Annotated in this window: 22 protein-coding genes; 14 read left to right on the top strand and 8 right to left on the bottom strand. The window is 57.4% G+C overall.

What is annotated here, in order from left to right:
• Positions 1-921 carry a prephenate/arogenate dehydrogenase family protein gene (locus KZZ06_RS08340; RefSeq protein ID WP_219579570.1) on the top strand — a complete coding sequence of 307 codons (921 nt, stop codon included), beginning with the start codon at positions 1-3 and terminating at the stop codon, positions 919-921.
• Positions 918-1691: an extensin family protein gene (locus KZZ06_RS08345; RefSeq protein WP_219579571.1), complete on the top strand. Its 774-nt coding sequence runs from the start codon at positions 918-920 to the stop codon at positions 1689-1691. The genes KZZ06_RS08340 and KZZ06_RS08345 overlap by 4 nt, the downstream gene beginning before the upstream one ends.
• 2 nt (positions 1692-1693) lie before the next feature.
• Here the strand turns inward: KZZ06_RS08345 and KZZ06_RS08350 are convergent, their stop codons facing one another.
• Positions 1694-2698 carry a DUF2125 domain-containing protein gene (locus KZZ06_RS08350; protein ID WP_219579572.1) on the bottom strand — a complete coding sequence of 335 codons (1005 nt, stop codon included), beginning with the start codon at positions 2696-2698 and terminating at the stop codon, positions 1694-1696.
• Between the two features lie 70 nt (positions 2699-2768).
• On the opposite strand from KZZ06_RS08350, the gene KZZ06_RS08355 reads away from it, so the two are divergent.
• The 3 genes from KZZ06_RS08355 (at position 2769) to KZZ06_RS08365 (ending at position 6297) form a co-directional block, all read left to right on the top strand.
• Complete coding sequence (locus KZZ06_RS08355; protein WP_219579573.1) at positions 2769-3299, top strand: gamma-glutamylcyclotransferase; 531 nt, start codon at positions 2769-2771, stop codon at positions 3297-3299.
• 74 nt (positions 3300-3373) lie between these two features.
• A complete protein-coding gene (locus KZZ06_RS08360; RefSeq protein WP_219579574.1) occupies positions 3374-4576 on the top strand; it encodes a biopolymer transporter ExbB in 1203 nt (400 codons plus the stop codon).
• A gap of 2 nt (positions 4577-4578) precedes the next feature.
• The gene (locus KZZ06_RS08365; RefSeq protein WP_219579575.1) at positions 4579-6297 is read left to right on the top strand and encodes a peptidoglycan -binding protein; all 1719 of its coding nucleotides are present in this window, start codon (positions 4579-4581) and stop codon (positions 6295-6297) included.
• 2 nt (positions 6298-6299) lie between these two features.
• On the opposite strand, the gene KZZ06_RS08370 is transcribed toward KZZ06_RS08365, so the two are convergent.
• From KZZ06_RS08370 to gloB, 3 genes are all read right to left on the bottom strand, one after another.
• Entirely contained in the window at positions 6300-7271 is a 972-nt protein-coding gene (locus tag KZZ06_RS08370; RefSeq protein ID WP_219579576.1) for a M23 family metallopeptidase, read from the bottom strand.
• Positions 7268-9589: an ATP-dependent Clp protease ATP-binding subunit ClpA gene (gene clpA / locus KZZ06_RS08375; protein WP_219579577.1), complete on the bottom strand. Its 2322-nt coding sequence runs from the start codon at positions 9587-9589 to the stop codon at positions 7268-7270. Before clpA ends, KZZ06_RS08370 begins: the two co-directional genes overlap by 4 nt.
• A 173-nt stretch (positions 9590-9762) precedes the next feature.
• Positions 9763-10530, bottom strand: coding sequence for a hydroxyacylglutathione hydrolase (gene gloB / locus KZZ06_RS08380; protein WP_219579578.1), 768 nt, complete (start codon positions 10528-10530; stop codon positions 9763-9765).
• Between the two features lie 203 nt (positions 10531-10733).
• Here gloB and KZZ06_RS08385 point away from each other — a divergent pair, with 203 nt between their 5' ends.
• The 7 genes from KZZ06_RS08385 (at position 10734) to KZZ06_RS08415 (ending at position 17128) form a co-directional block, all read left to right on the top strand.
• Positions 10734-11480 carry a class I SAM-dependent methyltransferase gene (locus tag KZZ06_RS08385; RefSeq protein WP_219579579.1) on the top strand — a complete coding sequence of 249 codons (747 nt, stop codon included), beginning with the start codon at positions 10734-10736 and terminating at the stop codon, positions 11478-11480.
• Positions 11481-11769: 289 nt separating this feature from the next.
• Entirely contained in the window at positions 11770-12330 is a 561-nt protein-coding gene (locus KZZ06_RS08390; RefSeq protein WP_219579580.1) for a F0F1 ATP synthase subunit delta, read from the top strand.
• Complete coding sequence (gene atpA / locus KZZ06_RS08395) at positions 12331-13869, top strand: F0F1 ATP synthase subunit alpha (protein WP_219579581.1); 1539 nt, start codon at positions 12331-12333, stop codon at positions 13867-13869.
• 14 nt (positions 13870-13883) lie between these two features.
• Complete coding sequence (locus KZZ06_RS08400; RefSeq protein ID WP_219579582.1) at positions 13884-14762, top strand: F0F1 ATP synthase subunit gamma; 879 nt, start codon at positions 13884-13886, stop codon at positions 14760-14762.
• Positions 14763-14781: 19 nt separating this feature from the next.
• Entirely contained in the window at positions 14782-16206 is a 1425-nt protein-coding gene (gene atpD, locus KZZ06_RS08405; RefSeq protein WP_219579583.1) for a F0F1 ATP synthase subunit beta, read from the top strand.
• A 12-nt stretch (positions 16207-16218) separates the two neighbouring features.
• A complete protein-coding gene (locus tag KZZ06_RS08410; protein WP_219579584.1) occupies positions 16219-16656 on the top strand; it encodes a F0F1 ATP synthase subunit epsilon in 438 nt (145 codons plus the stop codon).
• 121 nt (positions 16657-16777) lie between these two features.
• Positions 16778-17128 carry an H-type lectin domain-containing protein gene (locus KZZ06_RS08415; protein WP_257884260.1) on the top strand — a complete coding sequence of 117 codons (351 nt, stop codon included), beginning with the start codon at positions 16778-16780 and terminating at the stop codon, positions 17126-17128.
• Positions 17129-17150: 22 nt separating this feature from the next.
• Here the strand turns inward: KZZ06_RS08415 and KZZ06_RS08420 are convergent, their stop codons facing one another.
• Entirely contained in the window at positions 17151-18170 is a 1020-nt protein-coding gene (locus tag KZZ06_RS08420) for a ribose-phosphate pyrophosphokinase (protein WP_219579585.1), read from the bottom strand.
• A 109-nt stretch (positions 18171-18279) separates the two neighbouring features.
• Between KZZ06_RS08420 and KZZ06_RS08425 the strand changes: the two genes are divergently transcribed.
• Positions 18280-18879: a 2-hydroxychromene-2-carboxylate isomerase gene (locus tag KZZ06_RS08425; RefSeq protein ID WP_219579586.1), complete on the top strand. Its 600-nt coding sequence runs from the start codon at positions 18280-18282 to the stop codon at positions 18877-18879.
• On the top strand, positions 18876-19664 hold the full coding sequence (locus KZZ06_RS08430; protein WP_219579587.1) for an alpha/beta fold hydrolase: 789 nt from the start codon (positions 18876-18878) through the stop codon (positions 19662-19664). The genes KZZ06_RS08425 and KZZ06_RS08430 overlap by 4 nt, the downstream gene beginning before the upstream one ends.
• A 3-nt stretch (positions 19665-19667) precedes the next feature.
• On the opposite strand, the gene KZZ06_RS08435 is transcribed toward KZZ06_RS08430, so the two are convergent.
• From KZZ06_RS08435 to KZZ06_RS08445, 3 genes are read right to left on the bottom strand one after another with little or no spacing between them, the layout of a single operon-like run.
• Positions 19668-20705 carry a low specificity L-threonine aldolase gene (locus KZZ06_RS08435; protein ID WP_219579588.1) on the bottom strand — a complete coding sequence of 346 codons (1038 nt, stop codon included), beginning with the start codon at positions 20703-20705 and terminating at the stop codon, positions 19668-19670.
• A complete protein-coding gene (locus KZZ06_RS08440) occupies positions 20705-21175 on the bottom strand; it encodes a YcgN family cysteine cluster protein (RefSeq protein ID WP_219579589.1) in 471 nt (156 codons plus the stop codon). Before KZZ06_RS08440 ends, KZZ06_RS08435 begins: the two co-directional genes overlap by 1 nt.
• Entirely contained in the window at positions 21172-22104 is a 933-nt protein-coding gene (locus KZZ06_RS08445) for a bifunctional riboflavin kinase/FAD synthetase (protein WP_219579590.1), read from the bottom strand. Before KZZ06_RS08445 ends, KZZ06_RS08440 begins: the two co-directional genes overlap by 4 nt.
• Positions 22105-22143 lie beyond the last annotated feature (39 nt).

Consider the following 22143-nt stretch of genomic DNA (forward strand, 5'->3'; position numbering starts at 1 on the left):
ATGCCTGTGATTTACAACAAAGTCGCCCTGATCGGGCTGGGTTTGATCGCGTCCTCGATGTTTTGGGGCATGAAACGGGCCGGACTTGCCGGGACGGTATCGGGGTTCGCGCGCAGCGCCGAAACCCGTGACACGGCGCGCGAAATTGGGCTGTGCGACGAGGTTTGCGATTCTATCGCCAAGACTGTCGAAGATGCCGATCTGGTTGTCTTGTGTGTTCCGGTGGGCGTCATGGGATCTGTTGCCGCCGAGATGGCAGGCTTTTTGAAACCGGGCTGTACGGTCACCGATGTGGGGTCGGTCAAGGCGGATGTGATCGCACAGGTCGGGCCGCTTTTGCCCGAAGGCGTGCATTTCATTCCCGCCCACCCTTTGGCGGGTACAGAACATTCCGGCCCGCGCAGTGGCTTTGCCGAACTTTTTGACAACCGTTGGTGTCTGTTGGTACCTGCCCCTGACAGCAACGCGAATGCCGTCGCGCGGTTGCGGCATCTGTGGGAAGGTCTGGGCGCGAATGTCGAGGAAATGGATGCAGAGCATCATGACCTTGTATTGGCCGTGACCAGCCATGCCCCGCACCTGATTGCTTACACGATGGTCGGCGTTGCCGACGATTTACGCCGGGTGACGGATAGCGAAGTCATTAAATATTCGGCAGCTGGTTTCCGGGATTTTACCCGGATTGCGGCCTCGGACCCGACCATGTGGCGCGATGTGTTCCTAACCAACAAGGACGCAACCCTCGAGATTTTGGGTCGTTTCACCGAAGAACTGTTTGCCCTACAGCGCGCCATTCGCACCGGCGATGGTGACCATCTGCACGCCTATTTTACCCGCACCCGTGCGATCCGCCGCGGTATTATTGAGGCGGGACAAGATACGGACGCCCCGAACTTTGGTCGCCAACCGGCGAAGAAATGATTCGCTGGGCATGTATATGCCTTTTGCTGTCCAGTGCAGCTTTGGCGGGGCCGGACAGATCGCTTCGCCCCGTATCGCGCGGGAACATACTGACGCTCGAGCCATCAGGCAGCATTACGCCCAGCCCGCGCGCGGACACAGCAAAAGCAGCAGCCACGCGTGAAAACGGGGTTGTCGTTTCACTCCGGCCCGCCTTGCGCAGCCGCAGGGTGGAAAAGCAGGCAAAGACACAACGCGCATTGCTGGCCAAAGGGGCGGTGTGCGGTGACATCTCAATTCAAGGCAAGGCGATTGGCCGCGTGAAACCCAAGATCAAAGGGTGCGGGATCGATAATGCGGTTCAGGTCGAATCGGTTTCGGGTGTCAGGCTAAGCCAAGCCGCCGTGATGGATTGCACCACGGCAACGGCCCTAAAGGGGTGGATCGAAGGATCGGCCAAGCCTGCGTTCGCCAAAAAAGGTGGATTACGCGGCCTGCGTGTTGCTGCACATTACGCTTGCCGGACGCGGAACAATCAACCTGGCGGCAAGATATCGGAACACGGACGTGGGCGCGCAATCGATATTTCGGCGTTCCAACTGCACAGCGGTGCCGAGGTGACGGTGTTGAGCGGGTGGCACGCCGCGCAAAGCAGCAAAACAATGCGGCGCGTGCATAAAGGCGCATGCGGGCCGTTCGGCACCGTTTTGGGGCCGAACGCAGACCGTTTCCATCAAGACCATTTCCATTTCGACACGGCGCGGTACCGCTCCGGATCTTACTGCCGGTAACCCTAGCGCAGGATAATGCGGGGTGCGCGGCCCAGCGGAATGAACCCCATAGACATACGTCCGTCCTGAAAGCTGAGCGTCAGGTCCAACCCGGTTGTCTTTCCGGTCATTTGCGCCAGTCCTTTTAGCATTTGTTCGGCTTGTGGGCGCATATTGGGCGGCAGGTAACCCGCGTTTTGAACCATATCCAGCAGGGCAGGCCAGTTTTCAGCCTTTACGGACAGTGCCCCGCTGATCAATCCGTCTTCATCCACGGTCAGATCACCGGTGGCCAGAATTTCGATGTCCCCCCAGGTGAAATGCGCGCGCTTTAGGTCGATCACACGCGGCTGCGGGCGGCGTTGTTCTAACGCGCGACGATCCCAGACGCGGTCAAACGTGACCATCAGATCGGCGGTAAATGCGTCAAACGCCAAGGGCCAGTCATCAGAAAGCCCAACAAAACCGCGCGAAATCTTGCCGGGGGCAAGGTTGTCGGCGTTCACCTTTAGGGCATACACGGGGGTATTGGCGGCCTGCTGAAGCATGCTCAGATCAATGGCGTCCGCTGCGACGATGCTGTCCGCCGCTGTATCCAGCGACCATGCGCCGCCGGACAAACCAAGGCTTTCCAACTGCAGCGACCGGCCCGGGCGCAGCCGCAAATCAGCGACGGCCCCGTTCGCGGTCAAGCTGGTGCGCAAATTGGGGTTGGCCAAGGTGATCGGCGTTTCCGGCAGCGCCACGGTGACATATCCGGGCCAATAGGTCGGCGCTGAAATATCCAGCCGGTCCATGCTCACGGCAACGCCAGTGGTCGGATCGGCAATTGCGACATCGTTCAGCCGGGCGTGCAACCGCAAGGGAAAGCCCTGCTTTTGCATGCTTCCAACGTCGGCCTGCCAGCCCAAGCTGCGGCGCACATCCAGCCATTTAAAAATGCCACGCTGCATGCCGGCAGACGCAAGCGCCCACCATCCGCACCATACAACGGCGACCACAACGACTATTCCGACCAGCTTGCCCATGGCGACAAAAACCTTATTAACACGACAGATGAACCCGCTTTAACCATGCGGGAGACAAAGGACCAGTAGGATGGAAATGTGGGTGTTCGGATACGGCAGTTTGCTGTGGAAACCGGGGTTTGACGTCGCGGAAAGCGTCATCGGGCGCTTGCCGGGGTATGCCCGGTCATTCTGCATGCGGTCGATCCACCATCGCGGAACGGTCGATCATCCGGGGTTGGTGCTGGCGCTGGATGCGATGACGGGCAGGGCATGCGATGGCATGGCGCTACGCGTTGTGCCGGGGCAAGAGGCCCAGACCCTAGACTATCTGCGTGAACGCGAGCTGATCTCATCTGCGTATGTGGAAAAGACCCTTGATGTGCAGCTGACCGATGGGCGTACTGTCGCGGCGGTGGTCTATGTGATTGATGCGGATCATGACCAGTATTGCGGCGGCATGCCCTTGGAAGAACAGGCGCAAATCATCACCACGGCTGTTGGGGGGATGGGCCCCAACACCGAATATTTGTTCAATACGGCCAGCCATCTTTCGCAAATCGGGCTGCATGACCCGTCGCTTGAGTGGCTGCACGCGCGTGTGAAGCAGCTTTGCGTATAAATCCTTGGCATATTGGCCGGAGTTGAGTGTAGGGTGCGACAATAGAAGCACAAAAGTGTCAGGATTAATGAGGCATGGCGCAGTCAGACCGCGAGTCTAAACCACAATTCTCCCAGCCGGTACGGCAGATTACGTTGATGCTGATCGCGCTTGGGTTGACCGGAATGGGTGCGTTTTTGGCGTTGCCCAGCGTGTTGCCCATTTTTGCGGCAAACCCCTATCTGAACGGCGTTATTATCGCGGTGTTTTTCATCGGTGTGATCGCGTGTTTCTATCAGGTTTTGCAACTTATCGGGTCCGTGCGCTGGATCGAAAACTTTGCCTCTGATGCGCCTGATCCTGATACGGTTGCGCCGCAGTTGCTCGCCCCGCTTGCATCGCTGCTTCGGACGCGCGGCGCGCGGATGCAGGTGAATGCAACCTCAACCCGGTCGATCTTGGATTCTGTTGGTACCCGCATCGACGAGGCGCGTGAAATAACGCGCTACATAGTCAATATGCTGATTTTCCTTGGTCTTTTGGGTACATTTTACGGCTTGGCCACAACCGTGCCAGCGGTGGTCGAAACCATTCGCAGCCTTGCCCCGCAAGAAGGCGACGGTAGCACCGATATGTTCGCACGGTTGATGACCGGGCTTGAATCGCAACTGGGCGGGATGGGCGTTGCCTTCGGATCGTCTTTGCTGGGTTTGGCGGGATCGCTGGTTGTGGGCCTGCTTGAACTCTTTGCCGGTCACGGCCAAAACCGGTTTTATCAAGAACTAGAAGACTGGCTAAGTTCGATCACCCGCATCGGTTTTTCAGCCGGAGAAGACGGCGCATCGGACCACGGTGCCGTTGCGGGTGTGCTGGACCACATTACCGAACAGATGGATACGTTCCGTGAACTGATCGGCCAATCAACCGAAAGCCAAACCGCCTTAAATGCGCGTCTTGGGACGCTTGCCACCGCAGTAGAAGCGTTGACCGAACGCAGCGCGCAGGGCGACATATCGAACGATAGCCTTGACCGGATCGCCAAGGGCCAAGAACGCATGATTTCAGTGCTTGAGGGGCAGGAGACGGACGATCAGATAGACGCCGAAAGCCGTATGCGTCTGCGGTCGATTGACGTCCAGATGCTCCGGATACTCGAGGAAATATCGGCCGGGCGACAAGAAACGATGGCCGAGTTGCGCAAAGATATCTCGTTGCTGGCCAAGGCGCTTTCGGTCCCCAGATCGCCAGAACCACGCCGTATGCGCACCCCGGATAAGCCCGCGTCCGAGGACAGCTAACCATGGCGCTTTCCCGACGCTCAGGATCACGGTTTCAATCCTCCATCTGGCCCGGTTTCGTCGACGCGATGACCGGGCTTTTGCTGGTGCTGATGTTTGTATTAACCATCTTTATGGTGCTGCAAGCGGTACAAACCCAGCGGATCAGCGGACAAGAAGACGAACTGAATTCTCTTTCCGGTGAGGTCGCAGCGCTTGCTCAGGCCCTTGGGATGGAGCGCCAAACCAGCGCAGATCTTGAGGCACGGGTGGGGGCATTGAATGCGTCGCTTACATCCGCGCAGGATCAGGCGGCACAGCAGGCGGCGTTGATCGCATCGCTGACCTCAGCAGCCCAAGCGCAGGCCGCGCAGTTGCAGGATGCGCAGGCACAGATCACTGATTTCGAAGCGCAGGTCGCGAGTTTGCTGTCGCAACGCGATGATGCGCAGGCGCGCGTCACCTCGCTTGAGGGCGAACAAGCTGATTTGCTAAGCGCGCAAGAGGCGCTGAACCTTGCCTTGGCCCAAGCGCGCAGCGAAACAGATGCGCAGGCCGAAGCAGCACGGCTTGCCGCAGCGCGTCGTGAAGCGTTGGATGCACTGGTTGCTGATTTGCGCGCCCGCAATGCCGATGTTCAGGCGCAGTTGGCGACCGCAGAACAAGCCAATGCCGCCGCCCTGGCGCAGGCCGAAGCAGACCGTCTGGCCAACGTGGAAGCGCTGTCCGAGGCCGAGGCCGCCAAGCTGGCAGAGGCCGCCGCAGCAGAGTTGTTGCGCGCAAAACTTCAGGATGCTGATGCTGAGCTAACCGCCATGACCCTCGCTCTTGAGGCGCAGCGTAAGGATGCCGAAGACACGTTGACCCTGCTGGCAGCCGCCCGCGCCGCCGAGGCCAAGTTGAACGCCCAATTGGATGCATCCGAAACCGCGCGGCAGGATGCCATGGCGCAGGCTGCCAAGCAGATGACCGATGCGGAAAAACAGGCCGCGCTGTTGGCCTTGGCGCAGTCTGCCCTAGCCGGAGAGGAAGAGATCAGCGCAGAAGCGCAGCGCCAGACAGAGCTGTTGAACCAGCAAGTCGCATCCTTGCGCGGGCAATTGGGCGAATTGCAGGCGTTGTTGGACGATGCCGTGGCACGCGATGCTGCGAAAGAGGTGCAATTGCAATCGCTGGGGTCTGATCTGAACACCGCATTGGCCCGTGTCGCCGCCGAAGAACGCCGTCGTGCGGAATTGGAAGCCGCTGAACGCAAGCGTCTAGAGGCAGAGACGAAAAACCTTGAGCAGTATCGGTCAGAGTTCTTTGGACGGCTGCGCGATCTTTTGGGCAATCAGGCGGGCGTGCGCATCGAAGGGGACAGATTTGTATTCTCGTCCGAGGTGCTGTTTCCGCCCGGTGCCGCGACGCTTTCTAGCGACGGTCGCAACGAAATAGCCAAGGTTGCGCGCATCTTGCGGAACGTCGCTTCGGAAATACCGCCGGAAATCGACTGGGTCATTCGGGTGGACGGCCACACCGATAATCAACCGCTCTCGGGCCTAGGAGAGTTCGAGGACAACTGGGAGCTAAGCCAAGCGCGCGCGCTGTCTGTGGTCAAATATATGATCAACTTCTTAGGCATCGCGCCCGACCGGCTTGCCGCAAACGGGTTCGGCCAATACCAGCCCGTCGCGGCCGGAGATAGCGAAGAGGCCCGCGCACAGAACCGCCGGATCGAGCTGAAATTCACGGAAAAATAGGTCTATCGAACGTCGATATTGATGGTTTTGTGGTCCACGGTTTTGAGGCCACGGGTCAATGTCACCTCGCCGTTATACCGACCCGTGGGCCACCGCTTGCCCCGGCGTTTTTTACCAATAGCGCGAAAGGATTGTGCCTGCGCCTTGGTAAGAGTGACGTCATCCGCGATCACCACACCTTGGGGACCGGTGATCGACAGCTTTAGGGTGTCGCCGGGTTGGCTACCAAACAGATATCCCCAAATCACCAGCGCGGGTGCGTTGGCGGGTAGCGTCTGCACCGCAGCAGAACCCGCTTTGATGTCGTCAAATTCGGGAATTTCTGGCGCGAACCCGGCACCGATTAGGCCCCCGGGCCGATAGTCCGGGCGGACCTTCCACAGTGTGCTGTCCCCTACGGCGGCGCAGTTCGTGACACCATCGGGGTCAAACGGGTCGATGACCTTGCCATCTTTGCGCACGGATAGATGAACATGGGGAAACGCGGCCTTGCCTGACTGGCCGACAAACCCAATTTCTTGGCCTCGCCATATTTTTTGACCGGGTTTGACAACGACGGAGCCCTGTTTCAGGTGGCAATATTGGGTTTCCCAACCGTCCCCGTGGTCGATCACCACACCGTTCCCGCATTCGCGGCCCGCGACTTCATCAGCAGTTTCTTTCGAATAACTGACGTCTGCCATCCCGTCGCGCACGCCTTTGACCCGCCCGGCGGCACTGGCCAAAACACGGATGTTTCGCGCAATTTCGCTGCGGCTGGCCAGGGCGAAATCGGTGCCTTTATGACCGTCATAGCTGAGGGTGGAACAGGTGAAATCCGACGCACGGGGGGATGGATCGCTGTCGACATATTGTTGGATGTAGCAGTCAGAAGCCAGATCGCAGTCGATGGGGGAGGAAAGTAAAAAGGCCTCTGCCAGCGCGGGGCTGGCAAAGGCCAAAGCGAGGCTGAGCGCCGCGCCGGTTAGCTTCATTCTGCCGTTAAGAGTGGCGGCTTGTTTCCTGTCAGCTTGGGGTTTTCTGCTCCCAGAACTGTCAGGTCCAGTTCGCCTTTCTTGACGCCAACTTTGACAACACCACCTTTGGCCAGTTTGCCGAACAGCAATTCTTCGGCCAACGGCTTTTTGATGTACTCTTGGATCACGCGGCCCAAAGGACGCGCACCCATTTTCGCATCATAGCCTTTGTCAGCAAGCCATTCAGCAGCTTTGGTGGACAGCTCAATCGTCACATTGCGGTCCATCAGTTGCGCTTCAAGCTGAAGAACAAACTTTTCAACCACACGCATGATGACTTCTTTGGGCAGTGGCGCAAAGCTGATCACGGCGTCCAGACGGTTGCGGAACTCGGGCGTGAACGTGCGTTCGATCGCGGCGGTGTCCTCTCCGGTGCGGCGATCACGGCCAAAGCCGATTGCCTCTTTGGCCTGTTCAGACGCCCCCGCGTTCGAGGTCATGATCAGCACGACATTGCGGAAATCCACGGTCCGGCCATTGTGGTCGGTCAGCTTGCCGTGATCCATCACCTGCAACAGAATGTTGTAGACGTCCGGGTGTGCCTTTTCCATTTCGTCCAACAGCAACACACAATGCGGGTGCTGGTCGACGCCATCGGTCAGCATGCCGCCCTGATCGAACCCGACATAGCCGGGAGGGGCACCAATCAACCGCGAAACGGCGTGTTTTTCCATATACTCGGACATGTCAAAACGCAGCAGTTCCACACCAAGGGTGTCGGCCAACTGTTTTGCGACCTCGGTTTTACCCACGCCGGTTGGACCTGCGAACAGGTAGTTCCCGATGGGTTTTTCCGGTTCGCGCAGACCAGCACGGGCCAGTTTGATTGCTGACGCCAGCGCATCAATCGCCTTGTCCTGACCAAACACAACACGCTTAAGCGATGCTTCGAGATCCTTGAGGACAATAACATCGTCTTTCGACACGTTCTTTGGTGGGATGCGGGCGATTTTGGCGACCACAGCCTCGACCTCTTTCGTGCCGATTGTCTTGCGCCGCTTGGAGGCAGCAACGAGATGTTGTGCGGCACCGGCTTCGTCGATCACATCGATGGCCGAATCCGGCAGTTTGCGGTCGTTGATATAGCGGTGCGCCAGTTCCACAGAGGTGCGGATCGCATCGGCGGTATATTTGACCGAGTGGTGATCCTCGAAGTAGGGCTTGATACCGCGCAGAATTTTCACTGCATCCTCGACCGACGGTTCGTTTACGTCGATCTTTTGGAAACGGCGGGCCAAGGCACGGTCTTTTTCAAAGTGCTGGCGGAATTCCTTGTAGGTGGTCGACCCCATGGTGCGCAGCTTGCCGCCTGCAAGTGCAGGTTTCAGCAAGTTGGACGCATCCATTGCGCCGCCGGACGTCGCGCCGGCACCGATCACGGTATGAATTTCGTCGATGAAAAGAACCGCATTCTTGTGCTCTTCCAATTCGGTCACGACCGCTTTGAGGCGTTCTTCAAAATCACCGCGATAGCGCGTGCCAGCAAGCAATGCGCCCATATCCAGCGAATAGATCGTGGTTTCGGCAAGCACCTCGGGCGTTTCGCCTGCAACGATCTTGCGTGCCAGACCTTCAGCGATGGCGGTTTTACCAACGCCGGGATCGCCGACCAAAAGCGGGTTGTTCTTGCGGCGGCGGCATAGCACCTGAATGCAACGCTCGACTTCGGCGTCGCGGCCGATCAGCGGGTCGATATCGCCTTCGCGCGACTTGGCGTTCAAATCCACGCAGTATTTCTCAAGCGCGGTTTCTTTCTTGTCGCCGTGGGTAACGCCTTGGCTTTCTTCCTCGTGCTCGGGCGCACCCGAGACAGAGCGTGGTTCACCGAATGCAGGGTCTTTGGCCACGCCATGGGCGATGAAATTCACGGCATCATAGCGGGTCATGTCCTGTTCTTGCAGGAAATAGGCGGCGTTGCTTTCGCGTTCGGCAAAGATCGCGACAAGCACGTTCGCGCCGGTCACTTCGGTGCGGCCTGAAGATTGCACATGGATCGCGGCGCGCTGGATAACCCGCTGGAATGCGGCTGTGGGTACGGCTTCGGATCCGTCAATATCAGTCACCAGATTGCTCAGGTCCTCGTCGACGAATTCAACGAGGGTTTCGCGCAATTCAGTCATGTTGACGGAACATGCTTTCATGACCTGAACCGCATCGGGTTCATCAATCAGGGCCAGCAGCAAATGTTCAAGCGTTGCAAATTCGTGTTTGCGCGCGTTTGCCAGGGCCAAAGCTGAGTGAATGGCTTGTTCTAATGTAGACGAGAATGAAGGCACGGGCGTGCTCCTTTTCGATCTGTGTCGGTTCGGTGTCCACGGATAGGCGCACCTGAGCCGAGCATGGCCTCATAGTATTAGAGTTTGGTTGATCATGGCAAAGCTTCAAGGCTTTTTTGTAATATTCTCGTCACAATTAGCGTGAACGGGCGTTTTTGACCATGATTGCCCGCTCAGAACCTATCTTTGCGGGCGCGGATTTCGGCAAACACATCTGTGTCGGTGGCGTTTTCCATTCCCAACTGCGCGCGAATGCCTGGATCGGCAGGGCGCAAAAATGGGTTGGTTTGAAGTTCCGTTGAAAGCGTCGAGGGCACCGTCGGCACGCCATCCTTGCGCGCCTGATCGATTTCTCTTGAACGAGATATAAGGGCCTGATTTTCAGGATCAACCGTTAAGGCGAATTTTGCGTTTGATTGCGTGTATTCATGGCCTGAACAAACGGTGGTCTCTGCGGGCAGTTTCATCAGCTTTTGCATGCTGTCCCACATCTGCGCGGGCGTACCTTCGAACAGGCGACCACAGCCAAGCGCCATGAGGCTATCGGCGGTAAAGACGCATTTTGCGTCCGGTACATATAGTGCGATGTGACCGACCGTGTGGCCAGATACGTCCATCACCTGCACGTCGTGGCCGGCGAATTGAAATGTCTCACCGTCGATCAGGGCGTGATCAAGCGCGGGCAGGCGGTGGGCGTCGGCCTTGGCCCCCAGAATACGCGCGGGGTGTTCGGCGGTCAGATCAGGCACCCCTTGGATGTGGTCCGGGTGGTGATGGGTCAGCCAGATTTCCGACAGCGTCCAGCCTAGTTCCTTTAGCTTGGCCGAGATGGGGGCGGCCTCGGGCACGTCGATCAGCGCGACTTGTCCGCTGTCTTGGTCGCGCAACAGAAAGGCATAGTTGTCCGACAGGCAGGGAATGGTCACAAGATCGAATGGCATGGCGGGGCTCCTGTCTGGGTGTTTCAGTTAATAGTAGCCGCCGCACACCGAGGGGCAAGGGGATAACAGGTGACCCGGCTGCAAGGGCAAGTGTGGCTGGTCTGGAGTTTGAACCGAAATTCAATCGTCATCGGCATGTCCCTTTTGCAAATGATCGGTTCGGGCTAAGGTCTGACCATCCGTTCCGGCAAAAGGCCCGCCCCATGCATCTTGATGTACAAGATCTGCGCAACTTTTATTATCGCAGCGCGCTTGGCCGTGCCGCGCAGTTCTCCTTGCGCAGCCGTATGCTCGAGCTGTGGCCTGAAGCGAAAGGCCAGACTGTTGTCGGCTTTGGCTTTGCCGCCCCGTTGCTGCGGCCCTATCTGGCGGATGCGCGCAGGGTGATGACCCTGATGCCCGGTCCGCAAGGCGTGATGCCGTGGCCTGCGGGGATGGCAAACACATCTGTCCTGACCGAAGAAACCCTATGGCCGATCGAGACAGGCCACGTGGATAAGCTGGTTTTGATGCACGGGCTTGAGACATCTGACAGGCAGGGCGATCTGCTTGAGGAATGTTGGCGTGTTTTGGGGCCGGGGGGCAGGGCGCTGTTTATTGTGCCCAACCGCGCGGGCCTGTGGGCGCGGCGCGATATCACACCGTTTGGCTATGGGCGCCCGTATTCGCCGGGGCAGCTTGAGACACAACTGCGCAAACACCAGTTTTTGCCCGAACGCCAATTGGGCGCACTGTATCAGATGCCATCACCAAAGCGGGTTTGGATGCGATCGGGCAAGCTGTTCGAGAAAGTCGGGCGGCACGTCCCCACGATGATGGCGGGTGGTGCGGTCATGGTCGAGGTGACAAAGCTGGTCTATCCGCCCAAGGGCAAAGTCGAACGCCGCGCCGCGCGTCGGTCTATCCGCGTGCTTGAAGGGGTCGGTTCGCCAATCGTGAAACCGGTGTGACAAGTTGCCGTACTGGTTAAAGGGCTGGCTAGAATCGTTTCCAAATGGTTAATGGAGCTGCACCCTTGTAGATAGGGCGGTTTGACACGGGTCAAAGCGTCGCAGTTCAAGGGGGCATTAAGAATAAGGGGCGGTTTCCGGTCAGAACCTCACTATACTGTGTTGCGGGGCGCAAACCTGTCTGCTACATCGGCCCTGATTTTGACGTCTTGGGTTAATTCAAGCCGCGCCAACACCCCGGTGACGCGAGTTATTCGCATATCCGGCACTGACGTACGAGAGGATGGACGTGTCCGAAACAGCATCGATCTCTACAGGTATCGCAAACCGCTATGCGACTGCCGTGTATGAACTGGCCTCTGAGGCCAAAACCCTTCCGCAGATTGAAACCGATCTTGATGCGCTGCAAGCCTCATTGGCTGACAGCGAAGATTTTCGGGACCTGATCCATTCGCCGATCTATACGCGCGAACAGCAGGCTTCCTCGATCAGCGCCATCGCCAAAAAGATGGGCCTGTCTGATACAATGTCGAAAACGCTGGAATTGATGGCAAACAAGCGTCGCTTGTTCGTTATGCCCCAGCTGATCCAGAACCTGCGCGAGATCATCGCGGTGGAAAAGGGTGAAGTCACAGCTGATGTGGTTTCGGCCAAGGCGCTTACCAAAGCGCAATCTGATAAATTGTCCAAGTCGCTCGCTGCGACAACCGGCAAAAAAGTAACGTTGAATGCGACTGTTGATGAATCCCTCATCGGTGGTCTTATCGTCAAAGTGGGCTCTAAGATGATCGACACGTCGATCCGCGCAAAGCTCAATTCCCTCCAGAATGTAATGAAAGAGGTCGGATAAATGGGTATCCAAGCTGCAGAAATTTCTGCGATCCTTAAGGACCAGATCAAGAACTTTGGTCAAGAAGCAGAAGTAGCCGAAGTTGGCCGCGTTCTGTCCGTTGGCGATGGTATCGCTCGTGTTTACGGTCTGGACAATGTCCAAGCCGGCGAGATGGTCGAATTCCCCGGTGGCATCATGGGCATGGCCCTGAACCTTGAAACCGACAACGTCGGTGTTGTTATCTTTGGTTCCGACCGGGACATCAAAGAAGGCGACACAGTCAAGCGCACCAACTCCATCGTGGACGTGCCAATCGGCAACGGCCTGCTGGGTCGTGTTGTTGACGGTCTGGGTAACCCCATTGACGGCAAAGGCCCCATCGCATCCACAGAGCGTGGCCTTGCAGATGTTAAAGCCCCCGGCATTATCCCACGTAAATCGGTTCACGAACCAATGGCGACAGGCCTGAAATCTGTCGACGCGATGATCCCTGTTGGCCGTGGCCAGCGCGAATTGATCATTGGTGACCGTCAGACTGGTAAAACAGCTGTCGCACTTGACGCGATCCTGAACCAACAGCAAGTCAACGCCGCCGCTGGCGACGACGAGAGCAAGAAAATGTACTGCGTGTACGTTGCGATCGGTCAAAAGCGTTCGACTGTTGCCCAGCTTGTTAAAAAGCTCGAAGAAACCGGCGCGATTGAATATTCCATCGTTGTTGCCGCAACCGCGTCCGAGCCTGCACCAATGCAGTACCTCGCGCCTTACTCTGCGACAGCCATGGCGGAATTCTTCCGCGACAACGGCCGCCACGCTTTGATCATCTATGATGACTTGTCCAAGCAGGCTGTTTCTTATCGTCAGATGTCCCTGTTGCTGCGTCGTCCACCCGGCCGCGAAGCTTACCCAGGTGACGTTTTCTATCTTCACTCCCGGTTGCTTGAGCGTTCCGCGAAACTGGGCGATGACGCAGGTAACGGTTCTTTGACAGCTCTGCCGATCATCGAAACCCAAGGCGGCGACGTTTCGGCGTTTATTCCGACAAACGTGATTTCGATCACCGACGGTCAGATCTTCCTTGAAACCGAACTGTTCTACCAAGGCATCCGCCCTGCTGTGAACACCGGTCTGTCGGTTTCGCGCGTTGGTTCCTCGGCTCAAACCAAAGCAATGTCTTCTGTTGCTGGTCCGGTTAAATTGTCCTTGGCTCAGTACCGCGAAATGGCGGCCTTTGCTCAGTTCGGTTCCGACCTTGATGCGTCCACACAGCAGTTGCTGGCCCGTGGTGCACGTCTGACAGAACTGATGAAGCAGCCACAGTACTCCCCACTGACCAACGCAGAAATCGTTTGCGTTATCTATGCGGGTACAAAAGGCTTCCTTGATAAGATCGACGTCAAGCAAGTCGGTCGCTTTGAAGCTGGCCTGCTGGCGCACCTGCGCAGCAAGCACGCTGATCTGATGAAAGACATCACCGAAAACGATCGCAAGGTGAAGGATGAGTTGGAAGACAAGATCAAAGCTGCCATCGAATCTTTCGCCGCTGACTTCGCTTAAGGGAGGGAAGGCAGATGCCAAACCTCAAGGACCTAAAAAACCGGATCGCGTCGGTGAAAAACACCCGCAAGATCACGAAAGCCATGCAAATGGTTGCCGCGGCGAAACTTCGCCGCGCGCAGGAAGCTGCCGAGCAGTCACGCCCCTACACAGAGCGTTTTAACGCTGTGATGTCGCGGCTGGCCGCATCGGTAGGTGGATCGGATTCCGCGCCCAAACTGCTCAGCGGTACAGGCGAGAACAAGGTACACCTGCTGGTGGTCATGACCGCTGAACGCGGTTTGTGCGGTGGTTTCAACGCCAACATCGCAAAGCTTGCCAAAGTCCATGCCCGTCGCCTGATTGGCGAGGGCAAGGAAGTCAAAATCTTGACTGTTGGTAAAAAAGGTCGCGACAGCATTCGTCGCGAGTTTGCCAAGAACATCGTGGGTCACGTTGACCTGACCGAAGTCAAGCGTATCGGCTATGCCGACGCGCAAGGCATCGCGAAAGATGTGCTTGGTCGCTTTGACGCGGGTGAATTTGATGTCGCAACGATCTTTTTCGCAAAGTTCGTGAACGTCGTCAGCCAGACCCCAACGGCGCAGCAGATCATCCCTGCCTCCTTCGACACCGAAGAAGGCGCGGGCGAGGCGACAACACTGTTCGACTACGAGCCCAGCGAAGAGGCCATCTTGGCCGATCTGCTGCCGCGCGGCGTCGCAACGGCGATCTTCTCGGCTCTGCTGGAAAACGCGGCTTCTGAACAGGGCGCGCGGATGTCTGCAATGGACAACGCGACACGTAACGCCGGTGAGATGATCGAAGATCTGACCATCGAATATAACCGTTCCCGTCAGGCCGTCATCACCAACGAGCTGATCGAAATCATTTCCGGCGCGGAAGCGCTGTAAGGTATTGGAGAAAAACGACATGGCAAACGCAGTCGGTAAAATTACACAAGTCATCGGCGCCGTCGTCGATGTGCAGTTCGAGGATCACCTGCCAGAGATCCTTAACGCTGTAGTAACAGACAACCACGGCAGAAAGCTGATCCTCGAAGTGGCTCAGCACCTTGGCGAAAACACAGTGCGCACCATCGCGATGGACGCGACCGAAGGTCTTGTTCGTGGCCAGAAGGTTGAAGACACAGGCGCGCCGATCTCGATCCCCGTGGGTAACTCCACATTGGGTCGCATCATGAACGTTGTGGGCGAGCCCATCGACGAAAAAGGTGAAATCGTATCGACCGAGCGTCGCTCGATCCACGCGGACGCGCCCGAGTTCTCTGAGCAGTCCACAACATCCGAAGTTCTGGAAACAGGCATCAAAGTTATCGACCTTTTGGCCCCATACGCCAAAGGTGGTAAAATTGGTCTGTTCGGTGGTGCCGGCGTTGGCAAAACCGTTCTGATTATGGAACTGATCAACAACATCGCCAAAGTGCACTCTGGCTACTCGGTTTTCGCCGGTGTGGGCGAGCGTACACGTGAAGGTAACGACCTTTACCACGAGATGATCGAATCCAACGTTATCAACCCTGATGACCTGGAAAAATCGCAAGTGGCGCTGGTGTACGGCCAGATGAACGAGCCTCCAGGTGCGCGTATGCGTGTTGCTCTGACAGGTCTGACATTGGCCGAACAGTTCCGCGACCAGTCCGGTACAGACGTTCTGTTCTTCGTCGACAACATCTTCCGCTTTACACAAGCGGGCTCCGAAGTTTCGGCTCTGCTCGGCCGTATTCCTTCGGCGGTTGGCTACCAGCCAACACTGGCGACCGACATGGGTGCGATGCAAGAACGCATTACATCGACCAAATCCGGTTCGATTACATCGGTGCAAGCCGTTTACGTTCCTGCGGATGACCTTACCGACCCTGCGCCTGCGACATCGTTTGCGCACCTTGACGCGACAACCGTTCTTGACCGTTCGATCTCGGAAAAGGGTATCTACCCTGCTGTTGATCCGCTCGGTTCGACATCGCGCTTGATGGACCCGTCCATCGTTGGCGAAGAGCACTATAACGTTGCGCGTGACGTTCAGGGTGTTTTGCAGCGCTACAAGTCGCTTCAGGATATCATCGCGATCCTCGGCATGGACGAATTGTCAGAAGACGACAAACTGGCCGTGGCCCGTGCACGCAAGATCGAACGTTTCCTCAGCCAGCCTTTCGACGTTGCGAAAGTGTTCACTGGTGCCGACGGCAAGCAGGTTCCTTTGGAAGAAACAATCCAGTCGTTCAAGGCTGTTGTTGCAGGCGAATACGATCACCTGCCCGAAGGTGCCTTCTACATGGTTGGCGGCATCGAAGAAGTGAAGGCGAAAGCCGAGAAAATGGCGGCAGACGCCGCTTAAGGAGCGCTGACAATGGCAGACACAATGCAATTCGACCTCGTTTCGCCAGAGCGGCGGCTGGCCTCGATGCAGGTGACGGCCGTTCAGATTCCTGGGTCCGATGGGGACATGACAGCAATGCCTGATCATGCCCCCACGATCACCACGTTGCGCCCTGGTGTGCTGCGTGTTGAGGGCCCCGGAGGTGCTACGGAGTATGTTGTGACAGGCGGTTTCGCTGAAATCTCAGCCAGTGGTGTTTCGGTTCTTGCCGAACGCGCCGTGCCAAAGGGTGCAATGACCCAAGAGCATCTGGACGAGATGATGGAAGAAGCCAAAACAACATACGCGACGGCCAAAGAAAACTTTGTCAACGAGCCGGGCCCCGTCGATGACGCAGCCAAGCTGTTGTCTGACATGGTTGCACTTGGGGATCACATCGGTTTGTCCAGTAAACAACCCAACCTCTGATCCAAACGTCGCATATATAATGATTAAAGGGCCTCGCAATGCGGGGCCTTTTCTATTTCATAGTATAACATTAAGCTTACCTAACTTATTGGATTATGAAGCTAAGGCTAAGTGACACTGCATGAAAAGGATGGATGGAAATACCGTAGGCGTTGAAAACGGCGAGACCGTTCTTTTTACGGATTTCGAGGATGGCGGCGAGATGTGGACCGGCACCGGCGAACGCGAACGCCGCCAGCGTATTTTCTTTTCCACACCGTTTAAATTCCCCCCGACCGTTCAAGTATCACTGTCCCTGTGGGACGTTGACGCGGGTACGGTGATGCGAGGGGATCTGGTCTCCGAGAATATTGCCGAAGAGGGTTTTGATATAGTGTTCAAAACCTGGGGCGACACGCGATTTGCGCGTGCCAGGGTCGCATGGCTGGCGATTGGCCAGTTACCCCGCGAGGATGATTGGGACCTCTACTAGAGGCCCCAAACCGGTCACCCGCTTAGCTTGGGTTGTACATGCCGTCATAGATCGGTTCGAGGGATTCAGCGTCAAACAGCGACGACACAGAGGTGCCGTTCCAGATGTTCAGGATCGCTTGGGCAAAGATCGGTGCCGTCGGCACGATCCGGATGTTCTCGGCCTGCTTGACGGCTGCGGTGGGCTGGATGCTATCCGTGATAACCAGCGATTTCATGACGGAATCCGTGATCCGTTGAACCGCCGGGCCCGACATGACGCCGTGGCTGATATAGGCGTGCACTTCCTTGGCACCAGCTTCCAGCAGCACCTCGGCCGCCTTGCAAAGCGTGCCAGCCGTATCGCAAATATCGTCGACGATCAGACATACCTTGTCGGTGACATCACCGATCACGGTCATTTCAGACACTTCGCCAGCTTTTTCGCGGCGTTTGTCGACAATCGCGAGGGGGGAGTTGATGCGTTTGGCCAGCTCACGCGCGCGCGCAACGCCGCCCACATCGGGCGAGATGACCATCAATTCGTCCATGCGATCCTTGAACTCGTTTTTGATGTCGAGCGCAAAGACCGGCGATGCGTAAAGGTTATCAACGGGGATGTCGAAGAACCCCTGAATCTGCGCTGCGTGCAGGTCCATTGTCAGAATACGTTCGATGCCCGTGCCGACCATCATATTGGCGACCAGCTTTGCTGTGATGGGCGTGCGGGCTTTGGTGCGGCGATCCTGACGGGCATAACCGAAATAGGGCAACACGGCTGTGACACGTGCGGCTGATGAACGGCGCAATGCGTCGGCCATGACCAGGAGTTCCATCAGGTTGTCATTGGCAGGGTTCGACGTTGGCTGGATGATGAACATATCCTCGCCGCGGACGTTTTCAAAAACCTCGACGAAAACTTCGCTGTCGTTGAACCGTTCAACCCGCGCATTCACCAATCCGACGTTCACACCGCGGTGCAGCGACATGCGCCGTGCAATCGCTTTGGCCAATGGCATGTTTGCATTACCTGAGATCAGTTTCGGTTCGGATGTTTGAGCCATGTGCAAAGGGTCCCCGGTTGCATAACATGTGACAGAATCGTGACGTTGACACCGCTTAACATGACCTTACGGTCTGGCAAAGCTGCACAGGACTGGAACGGAGACCTTAATGCCCCATATCGACTATTTTTTCGCGACTCTTTCGCCATATGCCTATTTGGCGGGAAACCGGCTTGAGGAAATCGCCTCAAAGCATAACGCGACGATTACCTACAAGCCGTTTGACTTGATCACGGCTTTTGGGCGGACAGGGGGGCAACCGCCCAAAGACAGGCACCCCAGCCGTCAGGAATACCGCGCGATCGAACTGCCGCGCCAGGCCAAGAAACTGGGCATGCCGTTCAAGCTGAAACCGGCATTCTGGCCTACAAATGGTGCCCCGTCTTCCTATGCGATTATTGCCGCGCAAAACGAAGGTGGCGGCGATGTTGGAAAATTGTGCCAGTTGATTATGCATGCCGTCTGGGCCGAAGACCGCGATATCGCCCAAGACGACGTGGTGCGCGACTGCCTGACCAAAGCCGGATTTGACCCCGCCGTGGCTGACAAAGGGTTGTTGCCAGGGGCCGACACCTATGCCCGCAATCTGGAAGAAGCGGTCGAAAAGGGCGTGTTCGGTGCGCCGTTCTATATTCTTGATGATGGTCAGAAATTCTGGGGCCAAGACCGGCTGGAAGACCTTGAAATGTGTTTGGACGGCCGTTTGTGACGATCAAGACTTTTTCGCGCAGCTTTGGGCATGGTCCCCGCTGCGCATTGGCGATTCACTGTACGCTGGCCCATTCCGGCGCGTGGCGCGGCGTGGCCGAGGCATTGTCTGATGATTTGACCCTGCTTGCCTATGATCTGCCCTCGCACGGGAAATCGGGTGATTGGGACGGGCAGGGCAATGTGCATGATGTGGCCACCGATATGGCCCGGGCGTTGTTAACCGAACCGATGGATATTATCGGCCATTCCTTTGGGGCGACGGTTGGCCTGCGTCTAGCCATTGAGAGCCCGGAACTGGTGCGCAGCCTGACCATGTTCGAACCGGTCTATTTTGCCGCCGCTGTGGTTGATGATGCTGCACGTGTGATGGCCGCAGACCGCAACAGCGCCGCCTTCAATGCCGCCTATGAAAGCGGTGACATGATGGAGGCCGCGCGCATTTTCAACACCGGTTGGGGGGACGGCAGCGGATGGGAACAGACGCCTGAAAAGCTGCGCCAATACATGGCCGACCGCATTCACTATGTGCAGGCCAGCCAGCCGTTCTTGCGTGATGACAGCGCCGGATTGCTGAAGCCGGGGATGTTCGGGCGGGCGACAATGCCGGTGCTGCTGATGGATGGCGCGATCTCGGGCGATATGGCCTTTGCGATCAATGAATCCTTGGCTAAGCGGCTGCCCAATGTCACCTGTCGCACGATTGAAGGGGCAGGGCACATGGCCCCGCTAACCCATCCCGCTGCCGTCGCGGATGAAATCAGGTCGTTTCTGGCCGGGATCTAGCGCCTAAAAATGCGAAAGAAACTGGTCGATCGCAGGTTTGCCGATCGACCAGTCGCACACCAGCCGCGCACCAAGCGGTTCTTCGGGATCGTCGCCTTCAAGCGACCCATTCCAGATGTAATATTTGGCACCCGCGTCATGCAGCTTTTGGTGAATGCGGCGCGGCCAGCTGGCGAAAATCATATTGGCGTCGGGCTGGTGCAGGAACGTTGCCCCCGCCGCGCGCAGCCCAGCGACAAGATGCGCCGCATTGTCATTGGCCTGCTGTGCCATCGTCACCCAAAGGTCGTCCTGCATATACCCCGCCATCTGCGCGGATAAAAAGCGATGCTTGGAAAAAAGATGCGCCCCGCGTTTGCGGCGCAATTCGAATTCCCACGCTTTGGCGGGATCAAAGAACACGACCGCCTCGACGCCCATGCAGCCGTTCTTGGTGCCGCCAAAGCTGACGACGTCAACGCCGGCTTTCCATGTCATTTCCGCCGGGGTGCAACCCAACGCCACCAGCGCATTGGCAAAGCGCGCGCCATCCAGATGCACCGGTAGGGCGTATTCCTTGGCCACAGCGGTCAACGCGCGGAGTTCCTCCAGCGAATGCACCGACCCGCGCTCGGTGACTTGGGTGATCGACACCGGCCCACGCTGCGCACCATGCACATTGCCGTCAGGGTGCTTTTCAATGGCGCGGCGCAGGGCGTCCGGCGTCATTTTGTCGTCGGTCTCAATCACCGTCAGCTTGGCCGCACCCGCATAGAACTCCGGCGCATTGCATTCGTCTTCGTTGATGTGGGATGTCGTCGAACAGAAAATCGTCTGCCACGGTTGGGTGTAGCAGGCCAGTGCCAGCACATTGGCAGCCGTGCCGGTGGCGACCAGATAAACCTCTGCCTGAGGGGCCTCGAACGCGGTGCGAATAGCATCGCGCACCTCGTCCATGATCACATCCTTGCCATAGGGCATCGCGTGCCCCTCGTTGGCTTGGGCCAGCCGCGTCATGATTTGCGGATGAACAGGGCCTGCGTTGTCAGAGGCAAAAAACATCAGGTCGGCTCCTCGATTATGTGATCTTCCCATTCTTCGAACGGGGTGTCGAACTCAGATACGGTATTATATTGCACCGAAATCCCGGCGGTATGCACGCTGTCAGGATCGCCCGAAATCAGCGGATGCCAGTCATACAGGGGCTTGCCCTGCCACAGCAGACGGTACGCGCAGGTCAGCGGCATCCAATAGGCGTGGGTGTCCAGATTTTCAGGCTTGAGCACGATGCAGTCGGGCACAAACTGATGGCGGTTTTCATAGTGGGTGCAGCGGCAGGTGGAATCGTCCAGCAACCGGCAGGCCACACGGGTCAAAGCGACCTCTTGCGTGTCCTCATCCTCAAGCTTGTTCAGGCAGCATTTGCCACAACCATCGCACAGCGCTTCCCACTCGGCGGGGGACATTTTGGTAAGCGGCTTCTTCTCCCAAAACCGCTTTGCCAACCCTTTTGCTGCAATCGGATCGGTCATAGCGCGGCCAGAATTGTGCGGGCCTGCAGGCTGTCGGCATCCATCTGTGTGATCAAGGCATCCAGCCCGTCAAATTTTTCCTCGCCGCGCAGATGTTCAATCAATGCGACGGATACGTGTTTGCCGTACAAATCGCCGGTAAAGTCAAAAATAAACGTCTCAAGGTTGGCTTTATTCTCGCCAAACATCGGACGCACCCCAAGGCTGGCGACCCCGTGATAACGCCCGGCTTGGGGCCCTTCCAACACGTCAACCAACACGGCATAGACGCCGAACGCAGGCGGGTGCAGGCCGTCAACCGACATATTCGCTGTCGGGTAACCCAATTCACGGCCCCGCTTTTCACCATGCAAGATCGGGCCTTCTACGCGGTGCCAATGGCCTAGCATGGCAGCGGCGTCGCGGGGTTTCCCGTTTGATAAGGCGGTGCGGATCGCGGTTGATGACACGGTGCTTTCGCCCTTGGCCATCAACGGGGCGACGGTTACGCCAAATCCCATCTCGGCCCCGAAATCACATAACATCTGGGCAGTACCGGCGCGTTTCTGGCCAAAACAAAAATCGGCACCAACCACCACATGACGCAGGCCCAACCCATCAACCAAAACTTCCCGTGCAAAGGCGCGGGGGCTTAGCGCGGACAGCGCGGCATCGAATTGTAGCTCGTAAAGTTTCTTAACCCCCAGCTTTTCCAGCTGATGCGCGCGCGCTTCGGCGCTCATCAGGCGAAACGGCGGGGCAGAGGCGGCAAAAAATTCACGTGGATGCGGCTCAAACGTGACAACGCCCAAGGGGGCATCTGGGTTGGCGTTCCGGGCAAGGTCAATGACAGACCGGTGCCCCAAATGCACGCCGTCAAAATTCCCGATCGCAGCCGAGGCCCCGCGATCGGAGGCACTTACAAATTGATAATCTCGAATGATGTCCATGGCCAAGGTCGTAGCCCCGTCTGGCCTGACTGACAAGCA

Source organism: Sulfitobacter sp. CW3, from assembly GCF_019392245.1.
Classification (GTDB): domain Bacteria; phylum Pseudomonadota; class Alphaproteobacteria; order Rhodobacterales; family Rhodobacteraceae; genus Sulfitobacter.

What these genes read in the sequence shown, in the direction of transcription:
- KZZ06_RS08340 (WP_219579570.1), top strand. Translation starts at nt 1, where the DNA reads ATGCCTGTGATTTACAACAAAGTCGCCCTGATCGGGCTGGGTTTGATC.
- KZZ06_RS08345 (WP_219579571.1), top strand. Translation starts at nt 918, where the DNA reads ATGATTCGCTGGGCATGTATATGCCTTTTGCTGTCCAGTGCAGCTTTG.
- KZZ06_RS08350 (WP_219579572.1), bottom strand. Translation starts at nt 2,698, where the DNA reads ATGGGCAAGCTGGTCGGAATAGTCGTTGTGGTCGCCGTTGTATGGTGC.
- KZZ06_RS08355 (WP_219579573.1), top strand. Translation starts at nt 2,769, where the DNA reads ATGGAAATGTGGGTGTTCGGATACGGCAGTTTGCTGTGGAAACCGGGG.
- KZZ06_RS08360 (WP_219579574.1), top strand. Translation starts at nt 3,374, where the DNA reads ATGGCGCAGTCAGACCGCGAGTCTAAACCACAATTCTCCCAGCCGGTA.
- KZZ06_RS08365 (WP_219579575.1), top strand. Translation starts at nt 4,579, where the DNA reads ATGGCGCTTTCCCGACGCTCAGGATCACGGTTTCAATCCTCCATCTGG.
- KZZ06_RS08370 (WP_219579576.1), bottom strand. Translation starts at nt 7,271, where the DNA reads ATGAAGCTAACCGGCGCGGCGCTCAGCCTCGCTTTGGCCTTTGCCAGC.
- gloB (WP_219579578.1), bottom strand. Translation starts at nt 10,530, where the DNA reads ATGCCATTCGATCTTGTGACCATTCCCTGCCTGTCGGACAACTATGCC.
- KZZ06_RS08385 (WP_219579579.1), top strand. Translation starts at nt 10,734, where the DNA reads ATGCATCTTGATGTACAAGATCTGCGCAACTTTTATTATCGCAGCGCG.
- atpA (WP_219579581.1), top strand. Translation starts at nt 12,331, where the DNA reads ATGGGTATCCAAGCTGCAGAAATTTCTGCGATCCTTAAGGACCAGATC.
- KZZ06_RS08400 (WP_219579582.1), top strand. Translation starts at nt 13,884, where the DNA reads ATGCCAAACCTCAAGGACCTAAAAAACCGGATCGCGTCGGTGAAAAAC.
- atpD (WP_219579583.1), top strand. Translation starts at nt 14,782, where the DNA reads ATGGCAAACGCAGTCGGTAAAATTACACAAGTCATCGGCGCCGTCGTC.
- KZZ06_RS08410 (WP_219579584.1), top strand. Translation starts at nt 16,219, where the DNA reads ATGGCAGACACAATGCAATTCGACCTCGTTTCGCCAGAGCGGCGGCTG.
- KZZ06_RS08415 (WP_257884260.1), top strand. Translation starts at nt 16,778, where the DNA reads ATGAAAAGGATGGATGGAAATACCGTAGGCGTTGAAAACGGCGAGACC.
- KZZ06_RS08420 (WP_219579585.1), bottom strand. Translation starts at nt 18,170, where the DNA reads ATGGCTCAAACATCCGAACCGAAACTGATCTCAGGTAATGCAAACATG.
- KZZ06_RS08425 (WP_219579586.1), top strand. Translation starts at nt 18,280, where the DNA reads ATGCCCCATATCGACTATTTTTTCGCGACTCTTTCGCCATATGCCTAT.
- KZZ06_RS08435 (WP_219579588.1), bottom strand. Translation starts at nt 20,705, where the DNA reads ATGTTTTTTGCCTCTGACAACGCAGGCCCTGTTCATCCGCAAATCATG.
- KZZ06_RS08440 (WP_219579589.1), bottom strand. Translation starts at nt 21,175, where the DNA reads ATGACCGATCCGATTGCAGCAAAAGGGTTGGCAAAGCGGTTTTGGGAG.
- KZZ06_RS08445 (WP_219579590.1), bottom strand. Translation starts at nt 22,104, where the DNA reads ATGGACATCATTCGAGATTATCAATTTGTAAGTGCCTCCGATCGCGGG.